At 65.5% G+C, this 26,681-nt stretch carries 20 protein-coding genes; 12 read left to right on the top strand and 8 right to left on the bottom strand.

Going from position 1 to position 26,681, the window contains the following annotated elements; all coding sequences use genetic code 11:
- On the bottom strand, positions 1-204 hold a 204-nt coding region (locus HCK04_RS41570), incomplete at its 3' end, for a hypothetical protein (protein WP_205831109.1).
- A gap of 605 nt (positions 205-809) precedes the next feature.
- On the opposite strand from HCK04_RS41570, the gene HCK04_RS35070 reads away from it, so the two are divergent.
- The gene (locus HCK04_RS35070) at positions 810-2,201 is read left to right on the top strand and encodes a hypothetical protein (protein WP_142651654.1); all 1,392 of its coding nucleotides are present in this window, start codon (positions 810-812) and stop codon (positions 2,199-2,201) included.
- Here HCK04_RS35070 and HCK04_RS35075 read toward each other — a convergent pair.
- Entirely contained in the window at positions 2,195-3,079 is an 885-nt protein-coding gene (locus HCK04_RS35075; RefSeq protein WP_260617521.1) for an aminoglycoside phosphotransferase family protein, read from the bottom strand. The two genes, HCK04_RS35070 and HCK04_RS35075, sit on opposite strands and share 7 nt — an antisense overlap.
- A gap of 920 nt (positions 3,080-3,999) precedes the next feature.
- Here HCK04_RS35075 and HCK04_RS35080 point away from each other — a divergent pair.
- From HCK04_RS35080 to HCK04_RS35120, 9 genes are all read left to right on the top strand, one after another.
- Complete coding sequence (locus HCK04_RS35080) at positions 4,000-4,179, top strand: hypothetical protein (protein ID WP_142651655.1); 180 nt, start codon at positions 4,000-4,002, stop codon at positions 4,177-4,179.
- Positions 4,176-4,511, top strand: a complete 336-nt coding sequence (locus HCK04_RS35085; protein WP_142651656.1) for a hypothetical protein — start codon at positions 4,176-4,178, stop codon at positions 4,509-4,511. The genes HCK04_RS35080 and HCK04_RS35085 overlap by 4 nt, the downstream gene beginning before the upstream one ends.
- Positions 4,512-4,656: 145 nt before the next feature.
- Positions 4,657-4,905 carry a DUF397 domain-containing protein gene (locus HCK04_RS35090; protein ID WP_142651657.1) on the top strand — a complete coding sequence of 83 codons (249 nt, stop codon included), beginning with the start codon at positions 4,657-4,659 and terminating at the stop codon, positions 4,903-4,905.
- A gap of 239 nt (positions 4,906-5,144) precedes the next feature.
- A complete protein-coding gene (gene fxlM / locus HCK04_RS35095; RefSeq protein WP_142651658.1) occupies positions 5,145-6,353 on the top strand; it encodes a methyltransferase, FxLD system in 1,209 nt (402 codons plus the stop codon).
- Positions 6,354-6,411: 58 nt separating this feature from the next.
- Positions 6,412-6,588, top strand: coding sequence for an FxLD family lanthipeptide (locus HCK04_RS35100; protein ID WP_142567707.1), 177 nt, complete (start codon positions 6,412-6,414; stop codon positions 6,586-6,588).
- A gap of 81 nt (positions 6,589-6,669) precedes the next feature.
- The gene (locus HCK04_RS35105; protein WP_142651659.1) at positions 6,670-9,717 is read left to right on the top strand and encodes a lantibiotic dehydratase; all 3,048 of its coding nucleotides are present in this window, start codon (positions 6,670-6,672) and stop codon (positions 9,715-9,717) included.
- Positions 9,714-10,949 (top strand): lanthionine synthetase C family protein, encoded by a 1,236-nt coding sequence (locus HCK04_RS35110; RefSeq protein ID WP_142651660.1) that lies wholly within the window; start codon positions 9,714-9,716, stop codon positions 10,947-10,949. Before HCK04_RS35105 ends, HCK04_RS35110 begins: the two co-directional genes overlap by 4 nt.
- Before the next feature lie 18 nt (positions 10,950-10,967).
- Positions 10,968-11,795: a thiopeptide-type bacteriocin biosynthesis protein gene (locus HCK04_RS35115; RefSeq protein WP_142651661.1), complete on the top strand. Its 828-nt coding sequence runs from the start codon at positions 10,968-10,970 to the stop codon at positions 11,793-11,795.
- Positions 11,792-12,973 carry a hypothetical protein gene (locus tag HCK04_RS35120; protein ID WP_185949098.1) on the top strand — a complete coding sequence of 394 codons (1,182 nt, stop codon included), beginning with the start codon at positions 11,792-11,794 and terminating at the stop codon, positions 12,971-12,973. Before HCK04_RS35115 ends, HCK04_RS35120 begins: the two co-directional genes overlap by 4 nt.
- Here HCK04_RS35120 and HCK04_RS35125 read toward each other — a convergent pair.
- From HCK04_RS35125 to HCK04_RS35145, 5 genes are all read right to left on the bottom strand, one after another.
- The gene (locus HCK04_RS35125) at positions 12,940-14,496 is read right to left on the bottom strand and encodes a serine/threonine-protein kinase (protein ID WP_142651662.1); all 1,557 of its coding nucleotides are present in this window, start codon (positions 14,494-14,496) and stop codon (positions 12,940-12,942) included. The genes HCK04_RS35120 and HCK04_RS35125 overlap by 34 nt on opposite strands.
- 88 nt (positions 14,497-14,584) lie before the next feature.
- A complete protein-coding gene (locus HCK04_RS35130) occupies positions 14,585-17,770 on the bottom strand; it encodes a type I restriction endonuclease (RefSeq protein ID WP_142651693.1) in 3,186 nt (1,061 codons plus the stop codon).
- Positions 17,770-19,032: a hypothetical protein gene (locus tag HCK04_RS35135; RefSeq protein WP_142651663.1), complete on the bottom strand. Its 1,263-nt coding sequence runs from the start codon at positions 19,030-19,032 to the stop codon at positions 17,770-17,772. The genes HCK04_RS35130 and HCK04_RS35135 overlap by 1 nt, the downstream gene beginning before the upstream one ends.
- A complete protein-coding gene (locus HCK04_RS35140; RefSeq protein WP_142651664.1) occupies positions 19,029-20,999 on the bottom strand; it encodes a class I SAM-dependent DNA methyltransferase in 1,971 nt (656 codons plus the stop codon). The genes HCK04_RS35135 and HCK04_RS35140 overlap by 4 nt, the downstream gene beginning before the upstream one ends.
- Before the next feature lie 87 nt (positions 21,000-21,086).
- Positions 21,087-23,162, bottom strand: coding sequence for an N-6 DNA methylase (locus tag HCK04_RS35145; protein WP_142651665.1), 2,076 nt, complete (start codon positions 23,160-23,162; stop codon positions 21,087-21,089).
- Positions 23,163-23,325: 163 nt separating this feature from the next.
- Here HCK04_RS35145 and HCK04_RS35150 point away from each other — a divergent pair, with 163 nt between their 5' ends.
- Positions 23,326-24,984 carry a DUF6119 family protein gene (locus HCK04_RS35150; protein WP_142651666.1) on the top strand — a complete coding sequence of 553 codons (1,659 nt, stop codon included), beginning with the start codon at positions 23,326-23,328 and terminating at the stop codon, positions 24,982-24,984.
- 108 nt (positions 24,985-25,092) lie between these two features.
- Here HCK04_RS35150 and HCK04_RS35155 read toward each other — a convergent pair whose 3' ends face one another.
- Entirely contained in the window at positions 25,093-25,776 is a 684-nt protein-coding gene (locus HCK04_RS35155) for a DUF2637 domain-containing protein (protein ID WP_142651667.1), read from the bottom strand.
- 469 nt (positions 25,777-26,245) lie between these two features.
- Between HCK04_RS35155 and HCK04_RS35160 the strand changes: the two genes are divergently transcribed.
- Positions 26,246-26,662 (top strand): hypothetical protein, encoded by a 417-nt coding sequence (locus tag HCK04_RS35160; RefSeq protein ID WP_142651668.1) that lies wholly within the window; start codon positions 26,246-26,248, stop codon positions 26,660-26,662.
- The last annotated feature ends 19 nt before the right edge of the window (positions 26,663-26,681 follow it).

Consider the following 26,681-nt stretch of genomic DNA (forward strand, 5'->3'; position numbering starts at 1 on the left):
GAACACCGGCATCCCCCACGTGAATCTTCCGCCGGCCCGAAGGGCGACGATGCCGCGGAGCATTCTGCTCAGCAGGGGTTCGGTCGCGAACGGGGCGATGATCGGCTTGCGCTGCCCGTCAGGGGCGTGTTCGGCACGCCGACCCGCGGAGTAGATGCCCTTGTATGCGGCAAGCACCGCCTCCTCCGCCTTTTCGCTAGGCATAGCGCCCGGCTGCGGCGAGATGGTCGCCGAAGCCGTGGGAGACGGCTGCGGCAGTGCCCCCTCGTCTGCCGCACAAGCCGAAGTCGATAGCGCGAGAACGACCAGCGTGAGCCGTTTCGAATATCGACAGACTGTCGCCACCACCAGAGCCCTTTACTCAAAGCAATTAGATCGTTGCAGAGAGCTACAGGCTAGATGGCGAATTTCATCGAGGCCAGAGGAGAGAACTAACCAGTAGGACACATTGAGGTAGCCGCAGCGAGCGACCCCTACCAGGGAAAATGCCCTTATCGGCCGATGCCGTCAACTATCATGCATCTGCCTCTGTGCCCGAGAAACAGTGGGTTCGAGGTCACTCTCGGCGCTCAGGTCCTGGGCGCTGATGGCGTGGGGCCGAGGCGGTGGCGTGAACAGCAGGGCCAGCACGCCTGCCGTGCCTGTCCAGGAGCGCTACTGCCCATGCCGTCCATGAGCGACAGCCAACTGCGCGGCGACGCCGCAGGGGAGCGCTCACTGGGTCTGCATCTGTGCAAACCGCTGTGCATTCCGCCCTGCTGACCGTCATGGCCTTACCGCAAAGACCTTGCACAACTACGCTGCGCTATATGGAGCGTCAGCCCAATACCCGGCTCGCGGACGTCATCGACCAGGCCGGTGTCTCCCACCTCGGCCTGGCCAGCCGTATCGGCCAGGTCGCAAAGGAATGGCGCGTGCCTGTACGGCCCTCCCATACGCAGATCGCACGATGGATCGAAGGCCAGAAGCCACGAGGCGTCACCGCTGCTCTGATCGCTGAAGCACTCAGCCGCAAGCTGGGTCGCCGGGTCACCCTGGCGGACATCGGGCTGGAGGGCAGCACCACCTCACCGGAGATCGGGCTCAACTTCTCTGACGTCCCCGCCGACCTCGTCGACACGCTGGCTCAGTTGGTTACCGCTGACGCACAGCGGCGAGAATTCCTGCGAAGCACGGTAAATGTAGGGGCCCTCACCCAGGCGGCCTTCGGATGGCTACTGTCCACTCCGGCCCAGCCACCGAGTGGATCGGCGGGTCGCAGGGTGGGGATGAGCGACGTCGAAGCGATCCGCTCCACCACGACCATGTTCGCCGATCTGGACAACCGTTTCGGCGGCGCGCACGCTCGCTCGGCCGCCCTTCAATACCTGCTCGACCAAATCGTCCCGCTGCTGAACGGCACGTACACTTCCGCCGTCGGGCGGTCACTGTTCAGCGCGGTTGCCGAATTCTGCCTGTCCGTGGCGTGGATGGCCTACGACAGCGGCTGGCACGGCCTCGCCCGCCGCTACTTCCTGCAGGCGCTATCTCTGGCCCATCACGCCGACGACCGGATGCTCGGTGCCAGCATTCTGTCCGCGATGTCCCATCAGGCCACTTACCTGGGCGAATACCGAGAGGCCCTCCATCTTGCTCGCGCTGCACAGCACGATGTGAAAGGCCGAGCTCCCGCACTACTCAGAGCGCAGTTCGCCGCGATGGAAGCCCGCGCCGCCGCCAATCTCCCCGACGGGGCCGGGGAGTGCCTCACGGCTCTCGATACCGCCGCCAGGGCGTTCAACGAGCATAAGCCCGGCGAGGAGCCTGAGTGGATCGCGTACTTCGACGAGTCCGAGCTGGCCGACGAGTTCGCGCACTGCTTCCGGGACCTGGGGGACGCCAGGGAGTCATACCGTCATGCCACCCACTGCCTGTCCGTCTCCGAAACCAGTCCAGCCGCCGGAGGCTATGCACGGAGCCGGATCTTCTCGCGGATCGTGCTCGCCACCAGTCTCGTCGATCAGGGTGACGTGGAGCAGGCATGCCACATCGCCGTACGGGTCCTGCCCCGGATTCAAGAAACGGCGTCGGTCCGCTGTACTGCGTACCTTCGTGACCTGCATAACCGCATGGGTGCTCACAGTGATCATCCAGCGGTCATCGACTTCACCGAGCAGGCCCGGCCTGTGCTGCGAGGTCGTCGGCTCCGCGCAGCTCAGTAAGGGTGCCAGTGCCGCGGCCTGTCCGGCTCCTTCAGGTCGGCGATCCTGCGGCGTACCTCAGCAGCGATTTCTTCGCTGTCGCCGGCCTTCTGCGCCAGCCAGCATGTCATCCGCAGTTCTCGGACAGCGCGCAGCACCTGGTACCGAGGCAGTCGCGTCACGTCGAATCCGTACACCTCGCAGAACCGCTCGTACTCGGCGTCGGTGTGCCACCCCAGATCCCGGTAAACGGCCGTGATCGCCAGGTCCCATTCGGGCGGTCCCCAGCACAGCCCTTCCAGGTCGAACAGCACCACCTCGGCGGAAGACGTCTTCAGCACATTGCCGATGTTGGCGTCGCCGTGAATCACCGCTCGCGGTAGCACGTACGTCACGTCGGCGAGATCCTCGCGCAGAGTACGGGTCAGCGTCCGCAAGGTCAGACGGTCGACCGCCGTGAGGGCAGGCGCGGACTCTATTCGCTCATCCAGTCGCTCGAACGGTTCCAACTCGGGCAACGCGAGGTCGGGCGGAGGCCGAAGGGCGTGTAAGCGTCGCAACACCGCGGCGAGGTCAGCCGGGACAGTCCAGTCGCCCTCCACCGCGTGCCACAGAGACACCACCGTTCCGGCTGCGATGTACGGTTGCTCACCCTCCAGGGGCCGAGTAACCGTGAGCCCCTCAGCCGTCAGCCACCGAGCGACCTCAACCTCACGGCGAGACGAATCCAGGCGATCGAGGCTCCTGGCGACGCGGGCGATGATGTGTCCGTCGGCCAGCCGCAACACGGCGCGATCGCCGATACGGACAACCTCTGGTTTTTGATCATCAATACCGGCACGCCGGGCAGCCTCACGCGCGGCCTCGACAGCGATATCAGCGAACAACAGGGCGACCACCCATCAAATGCTTTCCTTCGTTCCGCTCACCGCACGCACTGCCCGCGGCGACTGGCCAGGCCGAGGTGGGAGACGCCAGCCATATCGATGACGTCGGCGAGCCCTAGTGTCGGGCTGACGCTCCATAGGCCGCAGCGTAGTTGGGGCTCCGTCCCTGCAGTAAGGCCCTGGTGGCGGGCAGCTCGAATGCACATCGGTTTGCACAGATGCAGAGTCGCTGAGCGCTCCCGGACGCCCTTCCCACGCGGTTGGCTGTCGGTCATGGACAACACGCACAGCAGTTCGCTGCTGAACGAGAACGACGAGGCACCACCCCTGCCGTTCACGCGGTGGGCTCAGCCGGCCCGTCGCCATCCGCACCCTTCGGCCTGATGGGAGCAGAGCCTGTCCCGGCGTCTGACACGTCCATCGGAGATCGTCTATGTCAACATCCCACCCCGCGGCGGAGCCCTTGGAGGCACTGGCTGAGGAGTTGCGAAGCCGGAACTTCTCCGCCCGAGTCGTCGCCTCTCTCAATCGCATTCCCCGGCTTCAGGTGATAAACCCCGCGGCTCCGGCGCTTACGGAGCAGGTTCTCGCCAAGCCCGATTCGGACGGAGCCTGGCACTACTGGTTCCCGTGGCCGGCGCTCATCGCTGCTGTCGACGACATCCCCGCCGCGGCCGATCGCATCGAACACGTCCTCGCCGAGGTCGGCCGAAACACCGGCGGCACACCAGGAGCCGACTCCCCCGAAGGCCCCGCCTCGTCCGCCCGTACCTGTTCAGGAGAACTACATGGCATACCTGACTGCCTCGAGACCACCGGGGCGTGAAGAGTCCGCCGCTCGGCAGTTGGACACCCACCTCGCAGCCACGCACAACATCCGTGGCGGGCAGATCCACACGTACCGAGGGGTCGCGCTCCTCCGCCTCGGCGACTTGTCCGTCTGGTTCCGTGCGGGGAAGATCTCCTGGAGCACTGGAGAGCTCGGTGCGGACGGCAAGCCCAAGACGGCCGCCTTCCTCCTGCACGAGACCGCGCAGGCGGCCAGCAAGATCGCCCAGCGCTACCGGGAACTTCGCGGGCACGTGGGCCTTCACGCGGTACGGATCGGGTGAACGTGTCGCTGTTCTGGCTTGTGCTGTGCCTCAAGGGCATCTGGCCACCTCGGCCGGGTGCCACCACGACGCTGCGGTTCCGACGGGTGGGCGCCGACGGCCAGCCGCAGGAGTACCGGCTGAGTATCGCCGATACCGGCGCACGCGAACACTGGACACAGGGCGACGACGTACTCCATGACGGAGCCGCCCTCATGGACGACCTCCCGATGCAGTGGTGTGACATGCGCGTGCAGGAGCTCATCGACACTGGCTGGGAGTTCGCCGGCGTGAACGTCGACATCGCGTCGATATCCAGCCGAGCCCCGACGAGCGAAATAGCCACCCCATAGCCCTCGGCGGCGCGGTCGAGTGCCCCTCGCCCACAGGGGCAGCCCCCGTCTCCCGCACCGTCGAGCATCCGGCCCGGCCCAGAACGTACCCGCATGCAACGCCTGGGCCGGGCCGTGGAAGACCTTTCAGACAAGGAGGAAACACATGCTCTCGACCGACTTGCCTGGCGCAGGCTGGAACAAGAGCCCGCACAGCGCCAACAACTGCGCCTGTGTGGAAGTCGCGCTGCTCACCGACGGCAACATCGCCGTAAGGGACAGCAAGGACCAGGATGGCCCCGCCCTCGTCTTCACCGCCGTCGAGTGGGATGCCTTCATCAGCGGTGTCCGGGACGGCGTGTTCGATCGGGAACGACTGGCGGTGACCGCCCAGGTTCCGTCTTCGCTCGTGTAGCGCCTGGCTGTGACCGTTATCCGACTTGCGGGCCCATGGCCAGCGCAAACGAGGAAGCTTTTTCCGAACACCGTTGCTGCCCCTCGCCCGCGAGGACGGCGAACGTCGTACCGGCGCCCCCGCAAGACCGGCCGCGTACGGCCTCAAGGTTTGGCGAGAAGGCCACATGGCCTGTGCCAAGGGACCACGATCACCGGGGCGGCGAGCCCGCCGCCCGTCAACCTGTGAAGGAAGCGCTGATGACTACACCGCCCATGGACGCGGCCGATAACGCAGCCTCGCTGCGGGCCGCCATGGTGCGCGAGCTGCGCGAGATGGACGCGGTCATATCCGAGCCCGTGGCCGCGGCCCTCGCCACCGTACCCAGGCATCTGTTCGCCCTGGGGGAGCCGCTGGAGGCGGCGTACGCCGCGAACAGCGCCCTGGTGATCAAGAGGGACGCGAGCGGCCTGGCTCTGAGCTCTCTGTCGGCCGCCCACATCCAGGCGGTCATGTTGGAGCAGGCCGAGATCGAACCCGGCATGCGGGTTCTGGAGATCGGCTCGGGTGGTTACAACGCCGCTCTGATTCAGGAACTCGTCGGAGCCGAGGGAAAAGTCGTTTCGGTCGACATCGACCCCGACATCGTCGAGCGCGCCCGCACCTGCCTCAAGACAGCCGGCTACGACCGTGTCGAGGTGGTGCTGGCCGACGCCGAGAACGGTGTGCCGGAGCAAGCGCCGTACGACCGGATCATCGTCACCGCGGGGGCCTGGGACATTCCCCCGGCATGGGTGGACCAACTCTCCATAGTCGGCAGGATCGTCGTCCCGCTGCGGGTGAGAGGGCGGACCCGCACCATCGCCTTCGACCGCAGCGACGACATCCTGGTGAGCCGCAGCTACTGCCTGTCGGCCTTCGTACCGATGCAGGGGTCGGGTTCGTTCAGCGAGCACATCGTGCCGCTCGCCGAAGGGGTCGTGCTGCAGGTCGACGAAGAGCCACAGCGGTTCGACGTCGAGGCGCTGGGGCAGGCACTCGACTCCCCCAGGCTGGAACGCTGGTCAGGGGCAGCCTTCGACCTCCCCGACGAGCTGGAGCTGTTCCTCCTCACCAACGCGCCGCAGGTCGCCATGCTGCACGCCAGCGAGGAACTCGTTGCACAGGGGCGTTTCGCCCCCTCGGTGACGAGGGGCGTTCCTGCCCTCATCAGCGGCGGCAGCTTCGCCTACCGGACGAAACGGCCGAACGAGGAGACGGGCGGTTTCGAGAGCGGGGTCTTCGCTCACGGCCCGGAAGCCGAGGCCGTCACGGCGGAGTACGTGGAACTGCTGCGGCGATGGGCGAGCGACTACCGCCGTCGCGGCGCCGCGCGCATCCAGTACGTCCCGAAGACCGCCCCGACGAGCCTCCCCTCCCGAGGGCTCATCAGCAAGCGGCACGGAGCCGTCGTCGTCTCCTGGCCCTGAAGCGCCCGGCTCCAACAGGGAGAACCGGGAATCCTGCACTACCACCAAGGAGGTTCTCATGTCCATTCAGATCGAGAACGCACCGGCGACGCAGGCCGGAGAGGAGGACTTCGGGGAGTGGGACCTGGACGTCTCGATCGTCGAGTCCGGCCCGGCCGCGGACAAGCTCATCCGGATGACCGACGACGGCTGCGGAACGACCTGCCAGTCCGCCTGCTCGACCACCTGCCCGTAGGCGCTGACGCCCCGACCCTCTGAAACCCCGGGCGCCCGGTCGCCGCGCCGGCCGGGCGCTTTCCGTCTCCGGGAGCGGCACATGTACGAGTATCTCGACGCTGTCGTCGTGCGAGCAGCCGTCTGGTCGGCGCACAGAACGCCCAGATCCTGGCCAGAGTTGAGCGGGAAAGCGGCCGAACCGGACTCCTGGCGGCAGTGGCTGCGAGAGACCATGCGGATGCCCGGCTTCCTGGCCGCGTTGGAGCAGGCCAGCCCCGTTCTGACGCACCGAGTGTGCGAGATCTGTGAAGGGCGGGACGTCTCTGAGCCTGCCATGCGCCGGGCGGTGCTCTCGGTCATGCGCTACCTGCTTCGTGCTTCAGGACGCGCGACGCCGTTCGGCCTGTTCGCCGGTGTCGCCCCGGCTCGTATCGCCACCCTGCCCACGACCCATATCGGTAGCGGCCACCGCGCTGTAACCAGGGTCGACGCCACGTGGCTGGCGAGTGTCATCGAGCGTCTGGAAGCCGAACCGGCGCTGCGACCGCATCTGAAGGTGATGGCCAACAATCTCGTGTTCGAGCGTGACGGCCAGCTGGTGTTGGAGCACCGTCCCGCCGGGGCGACTCGCGACCAGCCGACTCACGTGAGCGTACGCGCCACCGCGCCGATCCGGACGGCTATGAGCCTGTCACAGAGCCCGATCCGGCTGGGGGAGCTGGCAGAGAAGCTCGCGGCCGACTTCCCGGGCGTCCCTGCCGCTGTCATAGACCGCCTGCTGGCGGACCTGGCGGCGCAACGCCTGCTCGTCACAAGCTTGCGCCCCCCGATGACCGCAGCCGACCCCCTCGGCCATCTCCTGTCTGAACTCGAGGAGACGGCAGGCGTGGAGCTCGCTGGGGTGGCCGAGACCGTCGGCCGTCTACGCCGGATCGCTCAGGAATTTGCCCAGCATGACGACGCTCCCACCTCAGCGATAGCGCGCAGCCGTCGCGCGCGCCTTGCAGCCGACATGGCCGCCATTTCGCCCGTAACGGGGTCCGCGCTCGCGGTCGATCTGCGGGTCGACCTGGACCTTGCGGTTCCGGAGTCGGTGGCCGCCGAGGCGGCGAAGGCCGCCGGCGTGCTCGTACGGCTCGCCCGTCGCTCAGACCTCGGCGCCGGCTGGGTCGCCTGGCATGGCCGCTTCCTGGAGCGCTACGGGCCGCGGGCCCTGGTGCCCGTCCTCGACGCCGTCGATCCGGATATCGGACTCGGATACCCGGCCGGCTACCTCGGCGCACCGTCGCCGCCTTCGGCCGCGCTGTCTGAGCGGGACGTGAAGCTGCTGGCGCTGGCGCAGAAGGCCGCGCTTCGTGGCCAGCGCGAGATCCTGCTGGATGAGACGACGGTGGCAGATCTGGAGGTCGCGGGTTCTGAGGCACCGAATCAGCCCACCACCGAACTGACCATTCGCGTCCACGCCCCAAGCGTTCGCTCTCTCAGCGAAGGGGCGTTCACGCTCGCGATCATCGGGGTGTCGCGAACGACCGGCACCACGACCGGGCGGTTCTTGCACCTGTTCGACGACGAGGCAGGCGCGCGGATGTCCGCGCTCTACGCGGAGCTCCCCACTGCGGTCCGCGGCGCGCTCAGAGCGCAGATCTCTTCTCCCGCTCTGCACATAGAGACAGAGAACGTGGCCCGCGCCCCTCGCGTCGCAACGCACCTGCTCCCTATGGGCGAGTACCACGACGGCGGCGAAGGGCTCATAGCGCTGGAGGACCTCGCCCTCACCGCGGACATACACCGCCTCTACCTTGTCTCTCGCTGTCAGCGTCGCCCGGTGGAACCTTTCGTGCTCAACGCGGTTGAGCCGGTCAAGCGCACTCATCCGCTGGTCCGGTTCCTGACCGAGGTAACGAACGCGCTCAGTGTTCCGTGCGTCTCGTTCGACTGGGGAGCCGCCGCCGGCCTGCCGTTCCTCCCAGCGCTGCGCTACGGACGTACGATCCTGTCCCCCGCCCGCTGGCTACTCACAACCGCCGACCTGCACGGAGGGCAGGAGTGGGAGGCGGCTCTGGCCGTCTGGCGGGACGAGGTCGGCCTGCCGCAGAGGGTTTACCTCGGCGATGGCGATCAACGCCTTGGCCTGGACCTGTGCGAACCCGCCCACCGGTCACTGCTGCGCGCCCAACTGGGGCGAACTGGCACCGCGGTGCTACGCGCAACCCCCGGCACCGACGCGGCGGGATGGATCGGCGGTCACGTGCACGAGATCGTCGTGCCGCTGGTCTCCGCCCGGAAGCCCGCGAGGACGCCGGAATGGCTCGGCAGAGCAGAGGTGGTCACTCGCAACCACGGGCACCTGCCCGGCTGCGAGGGACATCTCTACCTCAAGCTGTACGGCCATCCGGACCGTCAAAGCAGAATCCTCATTCACCACCTGCCGCGCCTGCTCGAAGAGCTGGGTGACCGGGCCCAGTGGTGGTTCCTGCGCTACCAGGACCCTGAAGAGCATCTGCGCCTGCGGCTGACGGTGCCCGCCGATCGCTTCGCGCTTGTAGGCGAATGGACTCGTACGCTTCGTCGCGCCGGCCTGATCGCGCGGGTGCAGTGGGACACCGACTTCCCCGAGACGGCCCGTTTCGGCGGTCAAGCGGCACTGGCCGAGGCCGAGACGTACTTCGCCGCGGACTCGGCCGCGGCCCTCGCGCAACTCACCGCCAGCGCCGAGAGAGGCGGCCCCGACGTACGCGCTCTGACAGCGGCGAGCATGTTCGACATCGTCACCGCCATGATCGGCGACACTGCCAAGTCCCTGCGCTGGCTGATCGAACACGCCACGGCTGAGCCCTCTGCCCCGCCCCGCGCGCTCTACGACCAGGCCCTCGCGCTGGCCAACCCCTACGATCACCGGGACCTGGATGCTCAGCCCGGAGGCGTACAGCTCGTCTCCTGCTGGTCCCGGCGACGGCAAGCGCTGGCCGCCTACCGGCGCGCACTCGAGGAAACCGGAACGAGCCCAACGGCCGTTCTGCTGCCCGAGCTTCTGCATCTGCACCACGTCCGCATGGCCGGAACCTCCCTGAAGGACGAACGCGTCTGCCTACATCTGGCCCGTGCCGCAGCTCTGAGCTGGACAGCCCGATCAAGGAGAGGATCATGATCGGAACCCTGTCCGACGTTATGGCCGTGGGCGAGGCCATAGCCGACGCGCTGTCCGACCCACGCAACATGTGGACCACTTCCCCTCCAATCGGAGGACGGGCATGGCCGCAGTCGCTGGCCGGCGGCGCGGCGGGCATCGCCCTGCTGCACATCGAACGCGCGCGTTCCGGCGTCGGCGACTGGAGCACCGCCCACGCCTGGCTGTCGCTGGCCGCCTCCGGAGAGCTGACCGCGGCGGCCAACGCAGGCTTGTTCTTCGGCGCCCCGGCCCTCGCCTTCGTCACGCACACAGCCGCCGGCTCGTCGGGCAGATACCGCCACGCACTGACCACCCTGGACGAGGCGGTCATCACGATCACCCGTACGCGCCTGGCGGCGGCGCACGCACGCATCGACCGAGGCGACCAGCCCGTGATGAAGGAGTTCGACCTGATCCGCGGGCTGACCGGCCTGGGCACCTACCACCTGCGATGCCACCCGGACCACCCGATCAGCCACGATGTACTGTCCTACCTGGTGCGTCTGACCGAACCGCTGCCCTCGGGGACTGAGCTTCCGCCGTGGTGGACGAACGTCGCGCCCAACGGCGAGCCGAGCCCGGAATACCCGCAAGGACACGGGAACTTCGGCCTATCCCACGGCATCGGCTCGGTCCTGGCCCTGCTGTCGCTGGCCGTGCTGCGCAACATGCCCGTGGCGGGGATGACCGACGCGATCGAGCGGATCTGCGCGTGGACCGATCTCTGGCGACAGCAGGACGATGCGGGACCGTGGTGGCCCGGCTTCATCACCATGGACCAGGTCCGCGAGCAGCACATTAGGCCGTCGCTGCGGCCCCGGCCCTCCTGGTGCTACGGAATCGCCGGTACGGCCCGCGCTCAGCAGCTGGCCGGCATGGCGCTCGGAGACACCGAGCGACAACAGACCGCGGAGGACGCGATGCTCGCCGCGCTCCGTAGTCCCACACAGCTCGGTCTGCTTCCCGAGATCGGGCTCTGTCACGGGAAGGCCGGACTACTCCAAGCCGCCTGGCGGATGGCCACCGACGCCGGCACCCCAGACATCGCTGCCGAACTCCCCCGCCTGGCCACCCAGCTCGCCGCACAGTTGAGCCGTCCCCAGACCGACCCCGAACTCCTGGACGGTGCCGCGGGGGCCGCACTCGCCCTGCACACCATCGGCTTCGACGCCGTCGCGTCGGACTGGGACGCCTTCCTCTTGCTGGCCTGAACACAGGAGCTGACCCCGATGGACCCCTGCCCCTGGCGTCAGGTCAACGTCACCTTCCCGAACTGGACCACAGCCGAGCAGACGGCCGTGGCACACCTCGCTCCCTTGATGACCGAGGCGGAGACCGAAGGATTCATCACGGCCTGGTTCTTCATCCGCAAGGCACCCTGTTGGCGCGTGCGCTACCTGCCTGGCCGTAACACTGCTCAGGCGGATGCCCACTTGCGTCGTCGTCTTGAGGACCTCAAGAGCAAGCGACACATCGACGACGTCAGGCACCTCGTTTACGAACCGGAAACGCATGCCTTCGGCGGCCCAGAGGCCATGCAGGTCGCCCACGAGCTGTTCCACCGCGACAGCCGCCACGTACTGGCTCGCGCCGCCTACCCCTCCTCCGCGCTCGGACGGCGGGAGACGGCGATTCTGCTGTCCGCCGTGCTGATGCGCGCCGCCGGCCTCGACTGGTACGAGCAGGGCGACGTCTGGGCCAAGGTCGCCGAGCACCGGCCCGGCGAGACTGTCTGGCCGCCGGAACGCGAGGCCGAACTGTCCCGGGCCATGCGCCGCCTACTGACCGTGGATGTGCGGGCCATGTGTGATGCCGAGGGCGCTCCACTGGCCGCCTACCGCTCGTGGGTGTCCGCCTTCGAGGATGCCGGCCAAGCCCTGGCCGACCTCGCCGCTCAGGGCCGGCTGCTGCGCGGGCTCCGCGCTGTCCTCGCCCACCATGTGATCTTCCATGCGAACCGGGCGGGACTTCCGAACAGCGATCAGTCAGCCATCGCCGCGCTCGCGATCCACACGGTGTTCAGCAGGTTCTCTCAAGACGGGGGTTGGCACGGATGAATCTCACAGAGACCTTCGCGCGGTTTCCGCTCGTCGCCCGGCCTCGTCCGGCCTGCGCCCCACTCGAAGCACGCGTACGCCACCTGTGCGATCTAGCCTGCTCAGCCGAACGCAGCAGCGATCGATCGACGGCCTCGGCCGTCTTCAACCAGGCCGCCCTCCTGGCCAGCGACCTCGGCCTCCCCGAACTGGCCCGGGACTGGTGCCACCAGCACGCGGCCATCTACCTGCGTGTGCGCCCCCTCGACGGCACCGCCGCCCGCTATGCTCTCGAACCCCTCGTCAACCTCGTCCGTCTGCGCATCCGCGCCGGCGACGGCACCGGCGCGTTCGAGATGCTCAACAGCCTGTACGAAGCGGTCGCGACGAGCACCGACACCGTCATTGATGGGCTAACTGTGCCCGTGTCCGAGCTCACCGCCACCGCGGACGATCACCAGGAGCTCCTCCGATGGCTGTGGACCGTCCATCTCGCCGACGGCACTCGGGCCCTGACGTCCGCAGCCCGATGGCAGGACGCCCTCGATCACCTGCGCCACCACAACGGCATCGGCCAGCGCATGCTCGACGGCCGCCAGGTCGCCGTCATCGCACACGCGTTGGCGGGCGAACTCGTCGCAGCGAGGGACCTGCTGGAGGTCACCCAGCCCGGCGAGCCTTGGGAGGACGCCGTAACCGCATGCCTGGCCGTGCTCTGCCGACCTCAAGGTTCGGAGAGCGAGGTCCTCTCCACGCTGCTGGAACGCTATCGGAGGCTCGACCACGCTGCGCCCGGCCTGGTCGTGTTCCGTACCCGGCTGGGCTTATCAATAATCGACGCTGTCGGCGGCATGGAATGTCCAGAGGTACGTGGGCTGGCCAACGGACTGACTACGTGGGTGGTGGCGTCCCAGGATGGCTATGCCGCCCGGGAACTGCTCGGACACCCCGGGTTCGCGACGTCGCTAGGAGAGGATGACACCGTTGCTCTTACCCACATACTCAACATGAGCGGGCTGGGACGCGGACGGCTACCGGAGGCGCTCATGAGCAAGCTCGTAGCTGCGCTGGCAACGAGTAGCTCAGCGATAGGAAGAACCGTGCTCCTGGTGAGTGAGCTTGACGGGCTTTTGATCCCGACACTCAGGAGGAAGTTCGTGGCTCGTCAGTCCTCGTCCAGGCGGCGGAGCATCTCCTGAACTTCTTGAGTTTCGGGATTGTCTGGGCCTAAGAGAAGGAGCAGGTCCTCCAGCAGGGGTGCGAGGACTTCTCTCGCCTCCTGGTCATCCCCCTTGACGGCCAGCAGAGCGCCGATGCTGCGGCGGATCTCCCTTGCTGTCTCGGATGTGTCGCTTTCCTTAGCCCGGACCAGGTCCAGCACCTCGTGATACTGGCCGAGCGCGAGCGTGACGTCGCCGAGCTCCGCGCGGCAGGCGGCTGCTTGGTGACGGCAGATGATCACGTTTTTCCCCGTCGGCCCTTCACTTCTTTCGTAAACGCTTGCAAGATCATCGAACTCCGGCAGAGACCGTCGATAGTCGCCACCTACGAAGAGGATCGCCGCCCGTCTCGCCCGCAGACCTAGTACGCGTTGGTGTCGAACGCCGAGCGTCAGTGATATCGATCTGATGAGTGACTCAAGGGCATCCGCCGCCTGAATGAAGCGCTCCTCTCGGAGGAGAGCCTCGACCTGGCGGTTGACCTCCGTGATGCTGGCCTGCATCCTCGTGTCGATCACGGCACCCAGGCTGGGGGCGAGCGTGGAGCTGGGGCTGTCAGCGGGAACGTCGGGAGAGCGTGGCGCGTTCGGTCGCCGATACATACGGGTCGGGTCTGGGCAGCTGCCCAAACTATGATCCGCCTCCGGTGCTGCCGAGCCTGGGGGCGGTAGGAATGGCAGCAAGCTGTTGTAGACCGCGTAGGCGTCGGCTGGGCGCTGCTCCGGTCTCTTAGCCAGCAGTTCAAGGACGAGTTTCTCTAAATCCTCCGGTATATCGGGTCGCAGCGCGCGAAGCGGCCTCGGCTGGGCCTGCCGGTGCTGTTCCCAGAAGAGTTCCTCGGTCGGGCCAGGGAACACAGGCTGGCCGGAGAGCAGCTCATGGAGCAGGCATCCGAGCGCGTAGAGATCGCTTTGCGGAGTGACTTGGCTCGCTCTGGTCTGCTCAGGAGACATGTAGCGGCTGGTCCCCATCGGGATGCCGAGCCTGGTCAGTCGGGGAGCATCGGGCCGTAGGATCGCGGCGATACCGAAGTCGAGCACTTTGACCGTGCCGTCTGCGGTAACCAGGACGTTGTCCGGTTTGAGGTCGCGATGAACGACCGGGACGGCATGGGCGTGGGACAGGACGGTAGCAATCTGTGCGGCTATCGCGGCTGCCCAGGGCACCGGCAGGAGAGTGCCGGGGCGAATGTAGGTGCGGAGACTGGTGCCGTGGATGTACTCCATGACCAGATAGAGCTGGTCATAGGGCTCCGTGAGCACCGCGTCGTATACCTGCGGGACGCCCTGGTGACGGATTCGGGCGGTGATGCGGGCCTCTCGGCGAAAGCGATCCGCAAGCTCCTTAGCATCGCGTGTAGACGTGATGACGTCCGTACGGATCACCTTCACGGCGACCTCGCGATCGAGGACGGAGTCATAGGCTCGCCAGACTGTTCCCATTCCCCCGGTGCTGATTTTCTTAATCAGCTCGTATCGACCGGCGACAGATTCAGTCGGCAATCTCACTCCGCAAGCCTCGCTGGACACCCTCCATCAGCAGTGTGCTCTAAGCGGATCAAGACTGTCCAGCGAGGGCGATACGCCAAAATCAGGCCACGTCGTCAAGCCCTTCCTGCGCACGGATCAGACGCCACGCTGCCCGGCGCGCCGTCTTGGTAAGGGCCTCGCGGAAAGTCGGATCCTTGTCGAAGAACTTGTCCCCCAGGGTGCGCAGGTTGTCGACGTGGTCGGCGACCTTACCTTCGAAGATGTCGTTAAAGACATGGCCGAAGTTCTCGGGGTCGACATTGGCGACCGCGGCCTGCCGCACCTTCGGGTCGGCAACGGCTTCGTTGAATGGGACAATAAGGTCCTGTTCGGTAAAGTCCGTGCCGAACTTCTGATTGAATCGCTCGATCAGATCCGACAAAAGAGACTTTTCCTCATCCTTGGCCTGACCAGATCCGTCACCGAACCCCTTGAGGTCAGCTGCGCCTTCCGGAGTGAGACGAAGATCGTGCACACCGGTCTGCTCGGTCCGCACATGGGTGAGGTCGACTTCGCCGAGGTCCACGTCGCCCTTGGCCCCGTGAGGCAGACGAGCCAGCAGATAGCGGCCGTACACGTACAGCAGCTCCAGGTCGACATCCCGGTACGGAATGACCTGGGAGAGGAAGCCGTACTTGCTGACGTAGCCGTCCAGGTCGCTCCGGAAGGTCTCCGCGTGGGCGCGGTCGTGCTCGTCGTCGCTGTCGAGCAGATCCTTGAATCGGCCGACCGCCGGGGCGAGCAACCGGTAGAGCTCTGCGTGCAGCTTCTCAGCAGAGAGCTTCACCTCGTCGGCCTCCAGCAGCGCCGCGGCGAATGCCAGCATCTCCTGCCGGTACAGCAGCTCAGCCGACATCACCTTGCTCTGCGCCGTGTAGAGCAGGTTGGGGTCGGACGGCAACGTCATGGCCTCTTCGAAGTACGGCCGGAACGACTCCTTGATCTGCTCCGCGTCGTTGACGAAGTCGATGACGGCCAGGTCCGTCTGTGACTTGCCTTGGCGTTCGGCGGTTCTGTTCAGCCGGGACAGGGTCTGTACGGCGGCGATGCCCGACAGCTTCTTGTTGACGTACATCGTCGTGAGCAGCGGCTCATCGAAGCCAGTCTGATACTTCTCCGCGACGACCAAGATTCGGTACTCCGGACGCCCCTTGCCGCCGGCCTTCACCGCCTTGTCGTCGGCCCGCGTGTAGGCGAACGCCTTGGGCAGAGCGTCCTCAGACAGGCCACCGTTCTCCTTGACCTCGGTGATGTCCTTCTCATCACCGAGGTCAAGGGTGCCAGAGAAGGCCACGAGCACCCCGACGCCGGCCTTCCGGATCTCCAACTCCTCCTTGATGGCGCGCGACATCAGCACCGCGCTCAGCCGGGAAGCGGTGACCACCATCGCCTTGGCTCGCCCGCCCATCCGGCGACGCGTGTGCGCGAGGAAGTGCTCGACGATGACGGTTGCCTGCTGGGCGACGGTCGCGTCGTGGGTGAGGGCATACTTGGCCAGCATTGGGCTGGCCTTGGACTTCTCGACCTCTCGGTCGTCGGGGTTGTTGTTGACGAGCTTCCAGTACGTGTCGTACGTGACGTAGTTACGCAGCGGGTCGAGGATGAACTTCTCCTCGATCGCCTGCCGCATCGCGTACGTGTGGAACGGCTTGTACTTCAGCTCGCCGCCGACCTTGACCGGGGTGCCGAACAGCTCCAGGGTCTTCGCCTTCGGCGTCGCGGTGAACGCGAAGTAGGAGATGTTGGCCGCCCTGCCACGGTCGGCGGCGCTGCGCTCCAGCTTCGCCTTGACCGTCGTGTCCGTCTTGGCCGTATCCGCCGTGACCGAGGTGGCGCCCGCCTCCTCGTCCTCGGCGTCCAGGCCGAGATCCCGCAGCGCGGCCCGGACCGCCTTGGCAGCCTCCCCTGACTGGGACGAGTGCGCCTCGTCCACGATGATGGCGAACGTACGCCCCTTGATCTCGGTCGGGTTCTCCTTCAGATACTCCACCAGCACCGGGAACGTGGCCAGCGTCACCGTGATGATCTTTCCGGTCTCGCTCGACAGCGCGGCGCCAAGCTGCGTGGACTTCGCCCCCCGCTTCTCGTCGATCTTCACGACCAGCCCAGCGGTCTGCTCGAAGCTCCCCACGGTCTCCCGCAGCTGGGCGTCGAGGTTCCGCCGGTCGGTGATGATGATGGTCTTGTCGAAGACCGGCACCCCGGGCTTGAGGCCTCGGGCGACCGCGCCCGGGTCGAGCTCCCGGACGTCGGTGGACGTGTGCAGGGCGCTCAGCCGGTGCGCCAGCCAGGCGATCGTGTTCGACTTGCCCGACCCGGCCGAGTGCATGACCAGATAGTTCTGCCCGGCTCCGTGCCGTACGGCATGCGCGGTCAGCTTCTTGACCGCATCCCACTGATGGAACCGCGGGAAGAGGATCGAGCCGGCGGTGCTCTTCTTCTCCTTGTGCAGGTGAACGAAGCGCTCCAGCAGGTCCAGCCAGTTGTCCCGCTCCCACACCTGCTCCCACAGGTAGGAGGTCGGATATTTGCCCGGCTCGGCCGGCACCGGGTTCCCCGCGCCGCCGGACTCGCCCGGTCCCTCCGATCCGGTGTTGAAGGGCAGGAACTGCGTGTTCCGGCCGCGCAGCTTCGGCGCGACGAACACCAAATCCGGGTCGACCGCGAAATTCGCCACCACCCGCTGCGTGAAGATCAGCTCGGTCGGGTCACGCTCGTCTCGGTACTGCTTCTTGGCCTGCTCCACGCCCTGACCGGTCAGCGGATTCTTCAGCTCCGCCGTGGCCACCGGGATCCCGTTGACGAACAGCACCAAGTCCAGCCGATGCCCCTGGTCGGCCTTCTTCGTCGCGTAGGCGACCTCCCGGATGACCGTCAGCCGGTTCGCCCTGTAGTTGGTCAGCACATCGTCGGACTCGACCAGGTTCGGCTTGAAGTACGCCAGCCGGATCCGCACCCCACGATCCTTCACCCCGTTACGAAACACCTCAAGGACGCCCTCGGCAGCAATCGCCTGGTTCAACCGCCGTACAAAACCCTGCTGGGCCGCCTCGGCGTCATCGCCGTAGAGCGCCAGTAGCTCGTTCCATGCGTCGATCTGTGTGGCCCCGATGAACGTGAACAGCTCATCGGTAGCCAAGCCGAGGTCGGCCCGGTAGTCCGACGGCTGCCCGACCTCCCAGCCCCGCTCGCGCATCCCCGCGAGAATCGCCTCCCGAAACGCCTCCTCCTTGTGATTCGCCCCCATCACGCCCCCACCCCACGCCCACTCGCCGAAGCTACGTCGAACTGCCCCGTCACCGCCGCTGTAACCAGCGCCCGCTTGCGTTCTGCAAGCAAATCCACCTGCCGGATCAGCGCTGCCTTGGCGCGGTCTACGCTCGCCCGCACTCGATCGCACTCTGCAACGACATGCCTTTGGGCGTCGAGCGATAGAACGGGGACAGGGAAATCCAAGACTTTGCTACTGCTGGTCGTCGCGATTCCGACCTGTGTGGCTGTGAACCGGAAGTATCGACGCCCATGAGCCGCCGCAAGAAGAGCCGAAACGTATTCAGGAATCAGATACTCTCGATTGACGCGAATGGCAAAGACATGGTTCTGATGAACCATGTTGGGGAGTTCTCCGTGCCAAACCGCTCCGCGCCCCAAATTGTCTGGATTCCCGTTCGCCTCCGTCATAACCAAGTCGCCTGGCTGTAGCATCGATCGCCTCGCCATAGAAACAGGAATCGTAATTGACTTGACCTCGCTGAGGTCAATTCTCTCACCCTGGACGTTGGCTACCCGAAGGTATGGGAACTCAGCATCCTCGCCGGACCGTTCCCGCGCTTCGTGCACCGTAACGCCTGACTGAACCCGAGCCAAGTAGCCGAGCCGCGCGGTCTGGAGCGAAACTGGAAGCCACGGCCACTTGGCGTTCCGGTCCCGGGATGCACTAATCCCTGGAGTGGTGATCTCAGATATGGAAGAAGCATAGCGGTCGGCGAGAATCACTAATTGTCGCTGCCGTAGCTCTATCAAGCGGTCGATACGCGTGGCCTCGGCGTCGAGGAAGTCCGCGATCCGCCGCTGCTCCCACAACGGAGGGACTGGGAGGAGAAGATTACGGAAGGCCTCAATGTCGATCGCCTGCCCCTGACGGATTCCCTGCGTGATGTTCGCGAGCTGTGAGATAAGGAGGCTCGACCTAAAGTAGTACTTGAGGTACCCGGCGTAGACGTCAGCCCCAGGGCGGAGGACCGTGTATGCGGGACTGACGTTTCCGCGGACCTTAGAATGAGAAATTCCGTGCTGGAATGAGCGCAAGCCGATTACAAAATCATCTGACTCTACCAGCTTATAGTTACTGGTATTCGAGAGCGGATTCCATACCGAGATCTCCAGATCATCACGGAGAAATACGCCATCCTTTGTTGCCGACGCGAGGGGAGCTTCCTCTCCGCGCACGTCCCGCAAAGAAACACAGAAACGGGAACGACGGATATCCCAAGATTTCGGGAAGTTCATTCGGTCACCTCGCTGAGGAGAGTCTGGATCTCGGCCTCGAGGGACTTCAGTTCAGCGTCAATCTCAGCGAGCGGACGTGGAGGGGTGTAGACGTAGAAGTGGCGGGTGAAGGGGATCTCGTAGCCGATCTTCGTCTTGTCATGATCGATCCACGCATCGGGGACATGCGGGTGGACCTCCCGCTTGAGGTACTCCTCGACGTCCTCCTCCAGCGGGACGTTCTCATAGTCACGCAACTCCGGATCGGGCTCGATCACGTCCTTCTTCTTGTACTGGACCTCGCCCTGTGGGTCGCGGACGCCGACGAGGTCTCGCAGTGTCGCCAGGAACGGCGCCTTGGCCGGCCACTTCAGATCGACCGCGACCGCGGCCTTCTCGATGGCGCCAAATGCCTCCTCCTTCGTCGCCCACGTGGTCCCGACGAGGGGCTGTAGAGCATCGGCCAGCTTCCAGGCGTCGAGGTAAGTGTCGAGCTTGGCAGACTTGCGGATCGCTTCGATGGTCTCCTCGGTGAGTTCGAAGCGGAGCTTGAGTGGGCGCTCGACGGTGATCCGGCGATAGCCGAAGTCTTCGTTGCGGAAAACCCTGACCTTGCTGTGCAACGGATGATCGGGGTCGTCGGCCACTGTGAGGGCTTCGCCGTACAGGCGGGTGATCTCCTTGATGTGGTCCTTACTGATCTCCTTGCGCTTGTCGCCGAGGGACTTGCGCATCTTCTGCCAGTAGTCCCGGGCGTCCAGCAGGACGACCTTGCCGCGGTGATCGGGGGTCTTGCGGTTGGTGAGGATCCAGAAATAGGTGGAAATCCCGGTGTTGTAGAAGAGCTGGTCCGGCAGCGCGACGATCGCCTCCAGCCAGTCGTTCTCCAGGATCCAGCGGCGGATCTCCGACTCACCTGAGCCGGCCGCGCCGGTGAACAGCGGGGAGCCATTGAAGACGATCGCGATGCGGCTGCCGCCGACGGCGGGAGCCTTCATCTTCGAGATCATGTGCTGCAGAAACAGGAACGAGCCGTCGTTGATGCGAGGCAGGCCGGCCCGGAACTTGCCGTCGGGTTCGGTCTTGTGCTCGGTCTCGATCTGGTCCTTGATCTTCTTCCATTCAACGCCGAACGGCGGGTTGGCGAGCAGGTAGTCGAACTTCTCGCGCCGGTGACCGTCATCAGTGAAGGAATTGCCGAAGGCGATGTTGTCCGGGTCCTGCCCCTTGATCATCAGATCGGATCGGCAGATCGCCCACGATTCGGGGTTGAGCTCCTGCCCGAACACCTTGACCGTGGCTCCAGGGTTGAAGGCGGTGATGTGCTCCTCGGCGGCGCTGAGCATGCCGCCGGTGCCACATGCCGGGTCGAGCACGGTGCGGACGACGCCGCTCTCGCGCAGCAGGTCGGCGTCGGGGGCGATGAGGAGATTCACCATCAGCTCGATCACCTCGCGCGGGGTGAAGTGCTCACCAGCAGTCTCGTTGGAGGCTTCCGCGAAGCGCCGGATCAGGTCCTCAAAGACGTAGCCCATCTGCTGGTTTGCGACCATCTCAGGCCGCAGGTCGAGGTCGGCGAACTTGCCGACGATCTGATAGACGAGCTTCGCCTCGTCGAGCTTCTTGACCTGCTGGGCGAAGTCGTACTTCTCCAGCACCTCGCGGGCGTTCTCGGAGAAAGCCGCCACGTACTTGCCCAGGTTGGCGGCGGCATGCTGAGGGTCGCTGGCGATCTTCTTCAGTGTGTAGCGGCTGGTGTTGTAGAAGCTGTGCCCGGACGCCCGGCGCAGGAAGAACTCCCGCCGCTCCCCGCCCTCGTAAGCGTCGGCGACCTTGTCTCGGGTCGGTTCCAGGACGCATTCGAGGCGGCGCAGGACCGTGAACGGCAGGATGACGTTGCCGTACTCGTGCCGTTTGAAGTCACCGCGCAGCAGGTCGGCGACGGCCCAGGCGTGGTTGGACAGCTGAGAGTGCTTGCCGAGGTCCAAGGGGTCCTTCTCTTTGCTTGTCAGAGGGTGTTCTTCAACGTCTGGTTCCTATTGGAGACGCACGAGTGTGTCCACCGGATTGCGAAATCAGGAGTCCGGGGGCGCGAGCGCACCCCGAGTCAGGCCATCGGAGATCGTCCGCGCAGTGTTAAAAGCCAGATTCCGGGCCTTACGGGCAGCGTGTTCCAGCCAGTTCAGGTTGTAAAAGGCTCTGCCGTACCTGTGTTGTTCATGCAACGGCAACAGCGGCACCTTGAGTCTGCTGGGTTCGAGAGAGACGTCCTGCCGCAAACCTGTGGCGGCGACGAGGTTCTCCTCGGACAGCAGGAATCCGGCAAGGAACCACGGATCGATGCGGGTCGGATCAACGCGAAGCACGGTGAGGTTGGGTCCGAGCAGGCAGCCCGCATCATCCTCATCAGCGACTCGGCAAGCTATCTGCTCACGCGCGGCGACCCTGGGCAGTAGCACATCACCGGTCTCTACAACAATCGGCGGCGCGGCTCGGTCCTCGTCAGCCACGCCGGTAGCGCGGCTGCTTGTTGCGACATCCCGGCTCCTGAGAACGGGCCGGGTGCGGTGTTCCTCTGATAGAGGAGTGTCAGAGGTGTCACGTACCGTGCGCCGGACAACGAGCATCCCGCCTTTAGCGAGATCACTCACAGTGGCAGTACGCCATGTCTTGCCCTCGGTTTCGCTGTCGGCCCAGCTCTGGGCATCTATCGCAGCCGAAAAATCGCCAAGGCTCCGATGAAGCTGCTCGAGCAGCGCACGCGCCTGACGAGAGGCCTCGGCGGGGTCCAGCTTCGTTCGGTGTAAATGCCGGACGGGGGTGAGGTCGACGTTGTCACCGAACAACTCGACCACCGGCACGGCCCGAGCCAACTCAGGAACGGGCTCAAAGTGTGCAGGGTCACCCAGATAGGAGCGCCAAGATGCAAGAACCGTATCGGTTAGGGAGGTCCAGTCAATCGTCTCACGGCGGTCCGACTGGCGACTCAGGTCCATCATCAGGATCGAGTCCGTGGGCGGGTTCTGGTCGGGGCGGCGTAGCACCCACAGGTGGAGACCAATGTGCAGCGGGACGACGATGCCCGGCGGCAGGGCGATGACCGCACGCAATGCTCCCGCCTTGAGCAATTCAGTCCGGATCGATCTTCCGGGGGAACGGAAGCCCGTCCCCGGTGGCAGGAGCAGTACGGCATACCCACCTGGAGCCAGATGGGCCAGCGCATGCTGTACCCAGGCCAGCTCGCTCTCGCCGCGGGGTGGCACGCCATATGTCCAGCGTGGGTCGTAGATCAGTGTGTCATGGCCCCGATCCCGATCAGCGAAAGGCGGGCTACACAGAACTGCATCGGCTTGCAAGTCAGCGAAAGCGTCTGCGCGGATGCTGTCCCCAGCTTGGATCACCGTGTGTCGGCCAGGCAGGGCGATCTTGAGGCGGACAGCGCTACGTAGGGCTTGAACCTCGAGCAGATCCTGGCCTAGGAGCCGAATCGCACCTTGCCGGCCTGCCGCCTCCAGGAGGCTCCCGGTGCCACAGGCCGGATCGAACACTATTGCCGGGTAAGAGCCGTTGTCGGTATGGAGGAACTGTGCCATGAGATCGGCGAGCGGCTGTGGGGTGCGGTAGGCGCCGATCGAGTGGGTGTCTGTCAGTTCCCGCTCGGCCAAAACGTCGAGGACCGCCTGACCACCTTCGGCAAGGAGGCCGTTCAGTACGGCCCGCAGCAATTCAGCATCGTCAGGGCCGAAGTCTTCACCCTGGGTGACGGGCAGATCGGCGGCGTGAGCAGTGACTGCACGGGTCGCCGCGATGGCCAGGTCGTTGTCGGTCAGTTTCGCCAGCTTGGCCTGCTCGGCTGAGTCAAGTCGGGCTGTGGCGTACACGAATGGGAGCAGCCGCGTCGCGACCGGCGTGCCTATGCGCAGGCGCAGAAGGTTCCGGAGTTCCTCGATCGGCGTGACCGTGGGCGTCTGCCCGCGCGACTTCAGCCAGGCGCGTATGGCGGTGAGGTCGTAGAGAGGGCTCGCTTCAGAACCAGCAACAGGGCCAGGGAAGTCAGGGTGGCGCCGCCGCCAGTTACTGACAGTCGCTCGCGTGACGCCGGCGAAACGTGCGATCTCAGCTGCGGTTACGTGCACGGACGGCTGAGACACGGCACCTCCCTCTCGCTAAGCAACCGTCCCGACGGTATCAACTTGAAGCTTCGTTTGCCAAGAGGGAACTATCTAACGGTGCTTTCAGTCATACTAACTGCAAGCACCTCTCCCTCAGGAAGCGGCCAGCCGCTTCCGCTACCCCACCCCCGTGGAGGAACAGATGGCACCCACGACCCTGCCTGCCACCGTGTACCGGCTCACCGGCATTACGCCGACTGCAGACGCGATGTTCGACGCCACGTCCGTCGACCGCCTCGCAGAACCCGGAGTCGACGTCGTGCAGATCGACATCGCCGGAGCCCCGGCGCTCCTCTACTCCCGGCAGCTCCCGACGACCAAGACCGGCTGGTGCGCCAGCCTGTCCCAGCTCACCGGCATTCCGCTCGATCTCAACAGGCAGGACGCCGAAGCCGTGCTCATCGTCGGCGTGGACGAGCACGTCTACGGCATCGGATTCGGGCAGGGATATCTGTCGATCAGCGATGCCAAGGAGACGGGTTTCGGGCTTCGCTGCGCGCTGCGCGCCATCGACCCTCTTGAAGTCGGGGATGTCGTCCGTCGGGCTCTTGGTGGTGTCTCTCGGCAGGACTCCACCCTCGTCCCCGGCGGCATCCCCATCGGCGGCATCGGCCTGCACGATCATGCTGAACTGGTCAAGAGGCTCGGCGGAATGATCCGGGCGTCTGACCTCGGTCTCTCCCATCGCAAGACGGTCTCCATCGAGGGTGCGGACGGCCTGCGCCTGTCCATCCCCGTGGATCCGAAGATGTTCCTCGCCCTTCTGCGCCAGCTGACCGAGATCAGCGAGCGGGAAGTACCGCCCGACTTCAAGCGCCTCGAGGCGATCCAGCCCGTGCCCCCTGGTGAGCTGCGGGACAGGCTCAATGCCCTGTTGAGCGACGGCCTTCGTGGCCACGGCGACCTGCGTCTTCAGGTTGTGGTCCCGGTCGACCTTGCCGATCGGCGTCACGAGATGCGCTCGTACCGCATCAAGATCGGCAGTACCGCGATCGTCAGGGAGGACCTTGATCTCGACGACCTGCGGTACCGGTGCAGGGTGCAGTACTGCCTGGACCCTGTCACCGCGCTGCGCGATGGGCGCGTCGAGATGTGCGCCGACCGTGACGGCAAGGAACGGATTGCCGGCGCCAAGGCCATCCGGTGGATCGAGGCCACGGTGTCGATCGGGTCGTGCATCTACCAGCTCAGTGACGGCGAGTGGTATGAGTGCGGCGCCACTTACGTGGAGTCGATCAGGCAGCGGCTGCACGAGCTCATCACGGACAAGCCGGAGCTTGAGATGCCGCCGTGGCGGCTCGGCGAGGAGGAGGAGAAGGACTACAACCTCCGGGTCCAGGACCGCCTCGGGTCGGACAAGTACGTGTGCCTCGACCGGAAGTTCATCAGGACGCCGCAGCATCGGCGGGGTAGGGGATTCGAGGCTTGCGACGGATTCACCGACAAGCACACCTTGGTCCACGTCAAGGCGGCGGACAGCTCTGAGCCGCTGAGCCATCAGTTCACCCAGGCCCTCGTCTCGACCCAGGCGCTGTTCTTTCAGCCGGAGGCACGCGCGGCGTTCAGGGCCAAGGTCGCGAAGTTCAGCGGCGGCCGGCTGACCGTGCCGGAGGACTTCCTTCCTAACAAGATCGTCCTGGCTATCCTCCTCAAGGGCAAGGAGCTGACCCCCGATTCGCTCTACCCGTTCGCGCAGGTCGCGCTCGTGAGCATGGCCGACACGCTCGGGCGGGAGCATGGTGTGACCGTCGAGGTTGTCGGTATCCCTGCCGAACCCGCACGTAGCAAGAAGGCCGCGTAGCTGCGCTCTCCTGTTGGGGGCAAGTCCTCCGACAGGAGAGCACCCACCCGCGCTCCTCGGCCCGGTCGGTCATGCACCCCCTGACCGCGCACCTCGGTCCAGCTCACGTCAATTCAGCTCGCCAGCAAGACCTGCCTTCTTGACGAGGCGGCCCCAGCGGGGGCTGCGGGCGAAGGCCTGGGCGATCGCGATACCGCTGGGAAAGTCGCCGTCGGCCTGGCGCTTCTGCTGGGCCCACCGCCAGGCCTCTCTCTGAAGCACCCGGCTGTTCCCATTGATCCCAACGGGCAAGGCGGCGTCTTCCTCGTGATCATCTTGTTGCTCCGCAGGATCAGCGTCTTGATCAGCGACGGACTCGGAGTCGAGAGCAGGAAGATCTTCAACTTGTGCCTGTCTTCCCGCACAACGGCGGATTTGGGACATCAGGAGCTCGTAGCTGCCTATCAAGGCCAGGGATGGCCAGGCGGCGATGATTCGGCCGATCAGGCTGGGTTCCGCGATGGAGACGTTCGCTCCGAGGCTGGCCAGACTGCCGACCACGAGCAGGCTCCAGGCCAGGAGGCCGCCACGGAAGCCGGACCGGTTGGCCAAGAGGATGGACATTGAGGCGACGACGATCAGGCCGTCGACGGCGATCGGGATGAGCACCGCCGCCAGGCGATCCTCACCGTGACGCAGGCACAGCTCGTGCATGTGGCGGAACGAGACGACCGCAGCGATCGCCGCCAGGAGGAAAACACCGGCGATCGTCGTACGCTGGATGCGGCGTACCGCAAGGGAGTTCGGGGCCATCGCTGCTCAGGCCTCCTCGTCCAGGGAGAGGTCAGCGGCAGCGATCCGCGCATAGTGATTTGGTTCCAGACCCCCCTCGGACACGAACCTTTTCATCATGTGAGGGCTGAGATTCACCTCGGCCCTCACTTTTGCTTTGCCCAGGGATGGGCGACACGATGCCCCCGGCGCCGCGGCGCGGACGCCTGGCACAGCCGGCTGTCGACGCGCCGGAGGACGGCGTCCTCAGGCAGGTAGACGTTGCGCGGGTGGTCGCCCTTGTCGCCCAGGGCGCGGCGACGACCTGACACACCTTTCTCCGGCAGATTTCCGGCGGTCAGCGCAGGATTTCCACGCCCTGAGCTCGATCTTCCCCTCTGATCGAGCCTCCATCAAAACCGGGGCAGTGCACAACTTTCAATGAATAGGACATCTGGCGGTAACCAGGGAGGTAGATCCTGTTCAGACAGAAACACTGGAGGAGGAACGCGTGGACGCCGATCAGCCAGGCCAGGGGATGGAAATGGATCACTCCAGCATGAAGGAGAGTGGCCAGGCCATCTACAGCCAGGGCGGGGAGCTCCTCGATGAGATCGCCCCTCTCCAGAAAGAGCTCGCCGCGCTGCTGCCCTATTTCGGCAGTGACGAAGCGGCTCGGCTCTTCCGCCGTGGCGCGGAAGGGAAACCCGGCTTCGAGAGCGCCCTCGAGAGCATGACAGAGGCGCTGACCAACATGAGCAAGTCGTACGAGGCGATCGGCTCGTCCGTCAGGCAGATGAGTACGAACGTCAAGGCGGCCGACTACGCGAGCATGGCGGACAAGAACGCGGCCATCCGGAAACTGGTGGAGTACGCCGAGCGCACGGACGACATCAGCACGCCCACCACGTCTGTGAAGCTCGACTGAGCCATGGCCTTCGGAATCA

The sequence above is a fragment of the Microbispora sp. CL1-1 genome (genome assembly GCF_012034195.1).
Lineage (GTDB): Bacteria > Actinomycetota > Actinomycetes > Streptosporangiales > Streptosporangiaceae > Microbispora.

Coding starts and splice junctions, on each gene's coding strand:
- HCK04_RS35120 (WP_185949098.1), top strand. CDS start 11,792: ATGAATCTCACAGAGACCTTCGCGCGGTTTCCGCTCGTCGCCCGGCCT.
- HCK04_RS35115 (WP_142651661.1), top strand. CDS start 10,968: ATGGACCCCTGCCCCTGGCGTCAGGTCAACGTCACCTTCCCGAACTGG.
- HCK04_RS35130 (WP_142651693.1), bottom strand. CDS start 17,770: ATGGGGGCGAATCACAAGGAGGAGGCGTTTCGGGAGGCGATTCTCGCG.
- HCK04_RS35110 (WP_142651660.1), top strand. CDS start 9,714: ATGATCGGAACCCTGTCCGACGTTATGGCCGTGGGCGAGGCCATAGCC.
- HCK04_RS35100 (WP_142567707.1), top strand. CDS start 6,412: ATGTCCATTCAGATCGAGAACGCACCGGCGACGCAGGCCGGAGAGGAG.
- HCK04_RS35070 (WP_142651654.1), top strand. CDS start 810: ATGGAGCGTCAGCCCAATACCCGGCTCGCGGACGTCATCGACCAGGCC.
- HCK04_RS35090 (WP_142651657.1), top strand. CDS start 4,657: ATGCTCTCGACCGACTTGCCTGGCGCAGGCTGGAACAAGAGCCCGCAC.
- HCK04_RS35135 (WP_142651663.1), bottom strand. CDS start 19,032: ATGAACTTCCCGAAATCTTGGGATATCCGTCGTTCCCGTTTCTGTGTT.
- fxlM (WP_142651658.1), top strand. CDS start 5,145: ATGACTACACCGCCCATGGACGCGGCCGATAACGCAGCCTCGCTGCGG.
- HCK04_RS35105 (WP_142651659.1), top strand. CDS start 6,670: ATGTACGAGTATCTCGACGCTGTCGTCGTGCGAGCAGCCGTCTGGTCG.
- HCK04_RS35150 (WP_142651666.1), top strand. CDS start 23,326: ATGGCACCCACGACCCTGCCTGCCACCGTGTACCGGCTCACCGGCATT.
- HCK04_RS35155 (WP_142651667.1), bottom strand. CDS start 25,776: ATGGCCCCGAACTCCCTTGCGGTACGCCGCATCCAGCGTACGACGATC.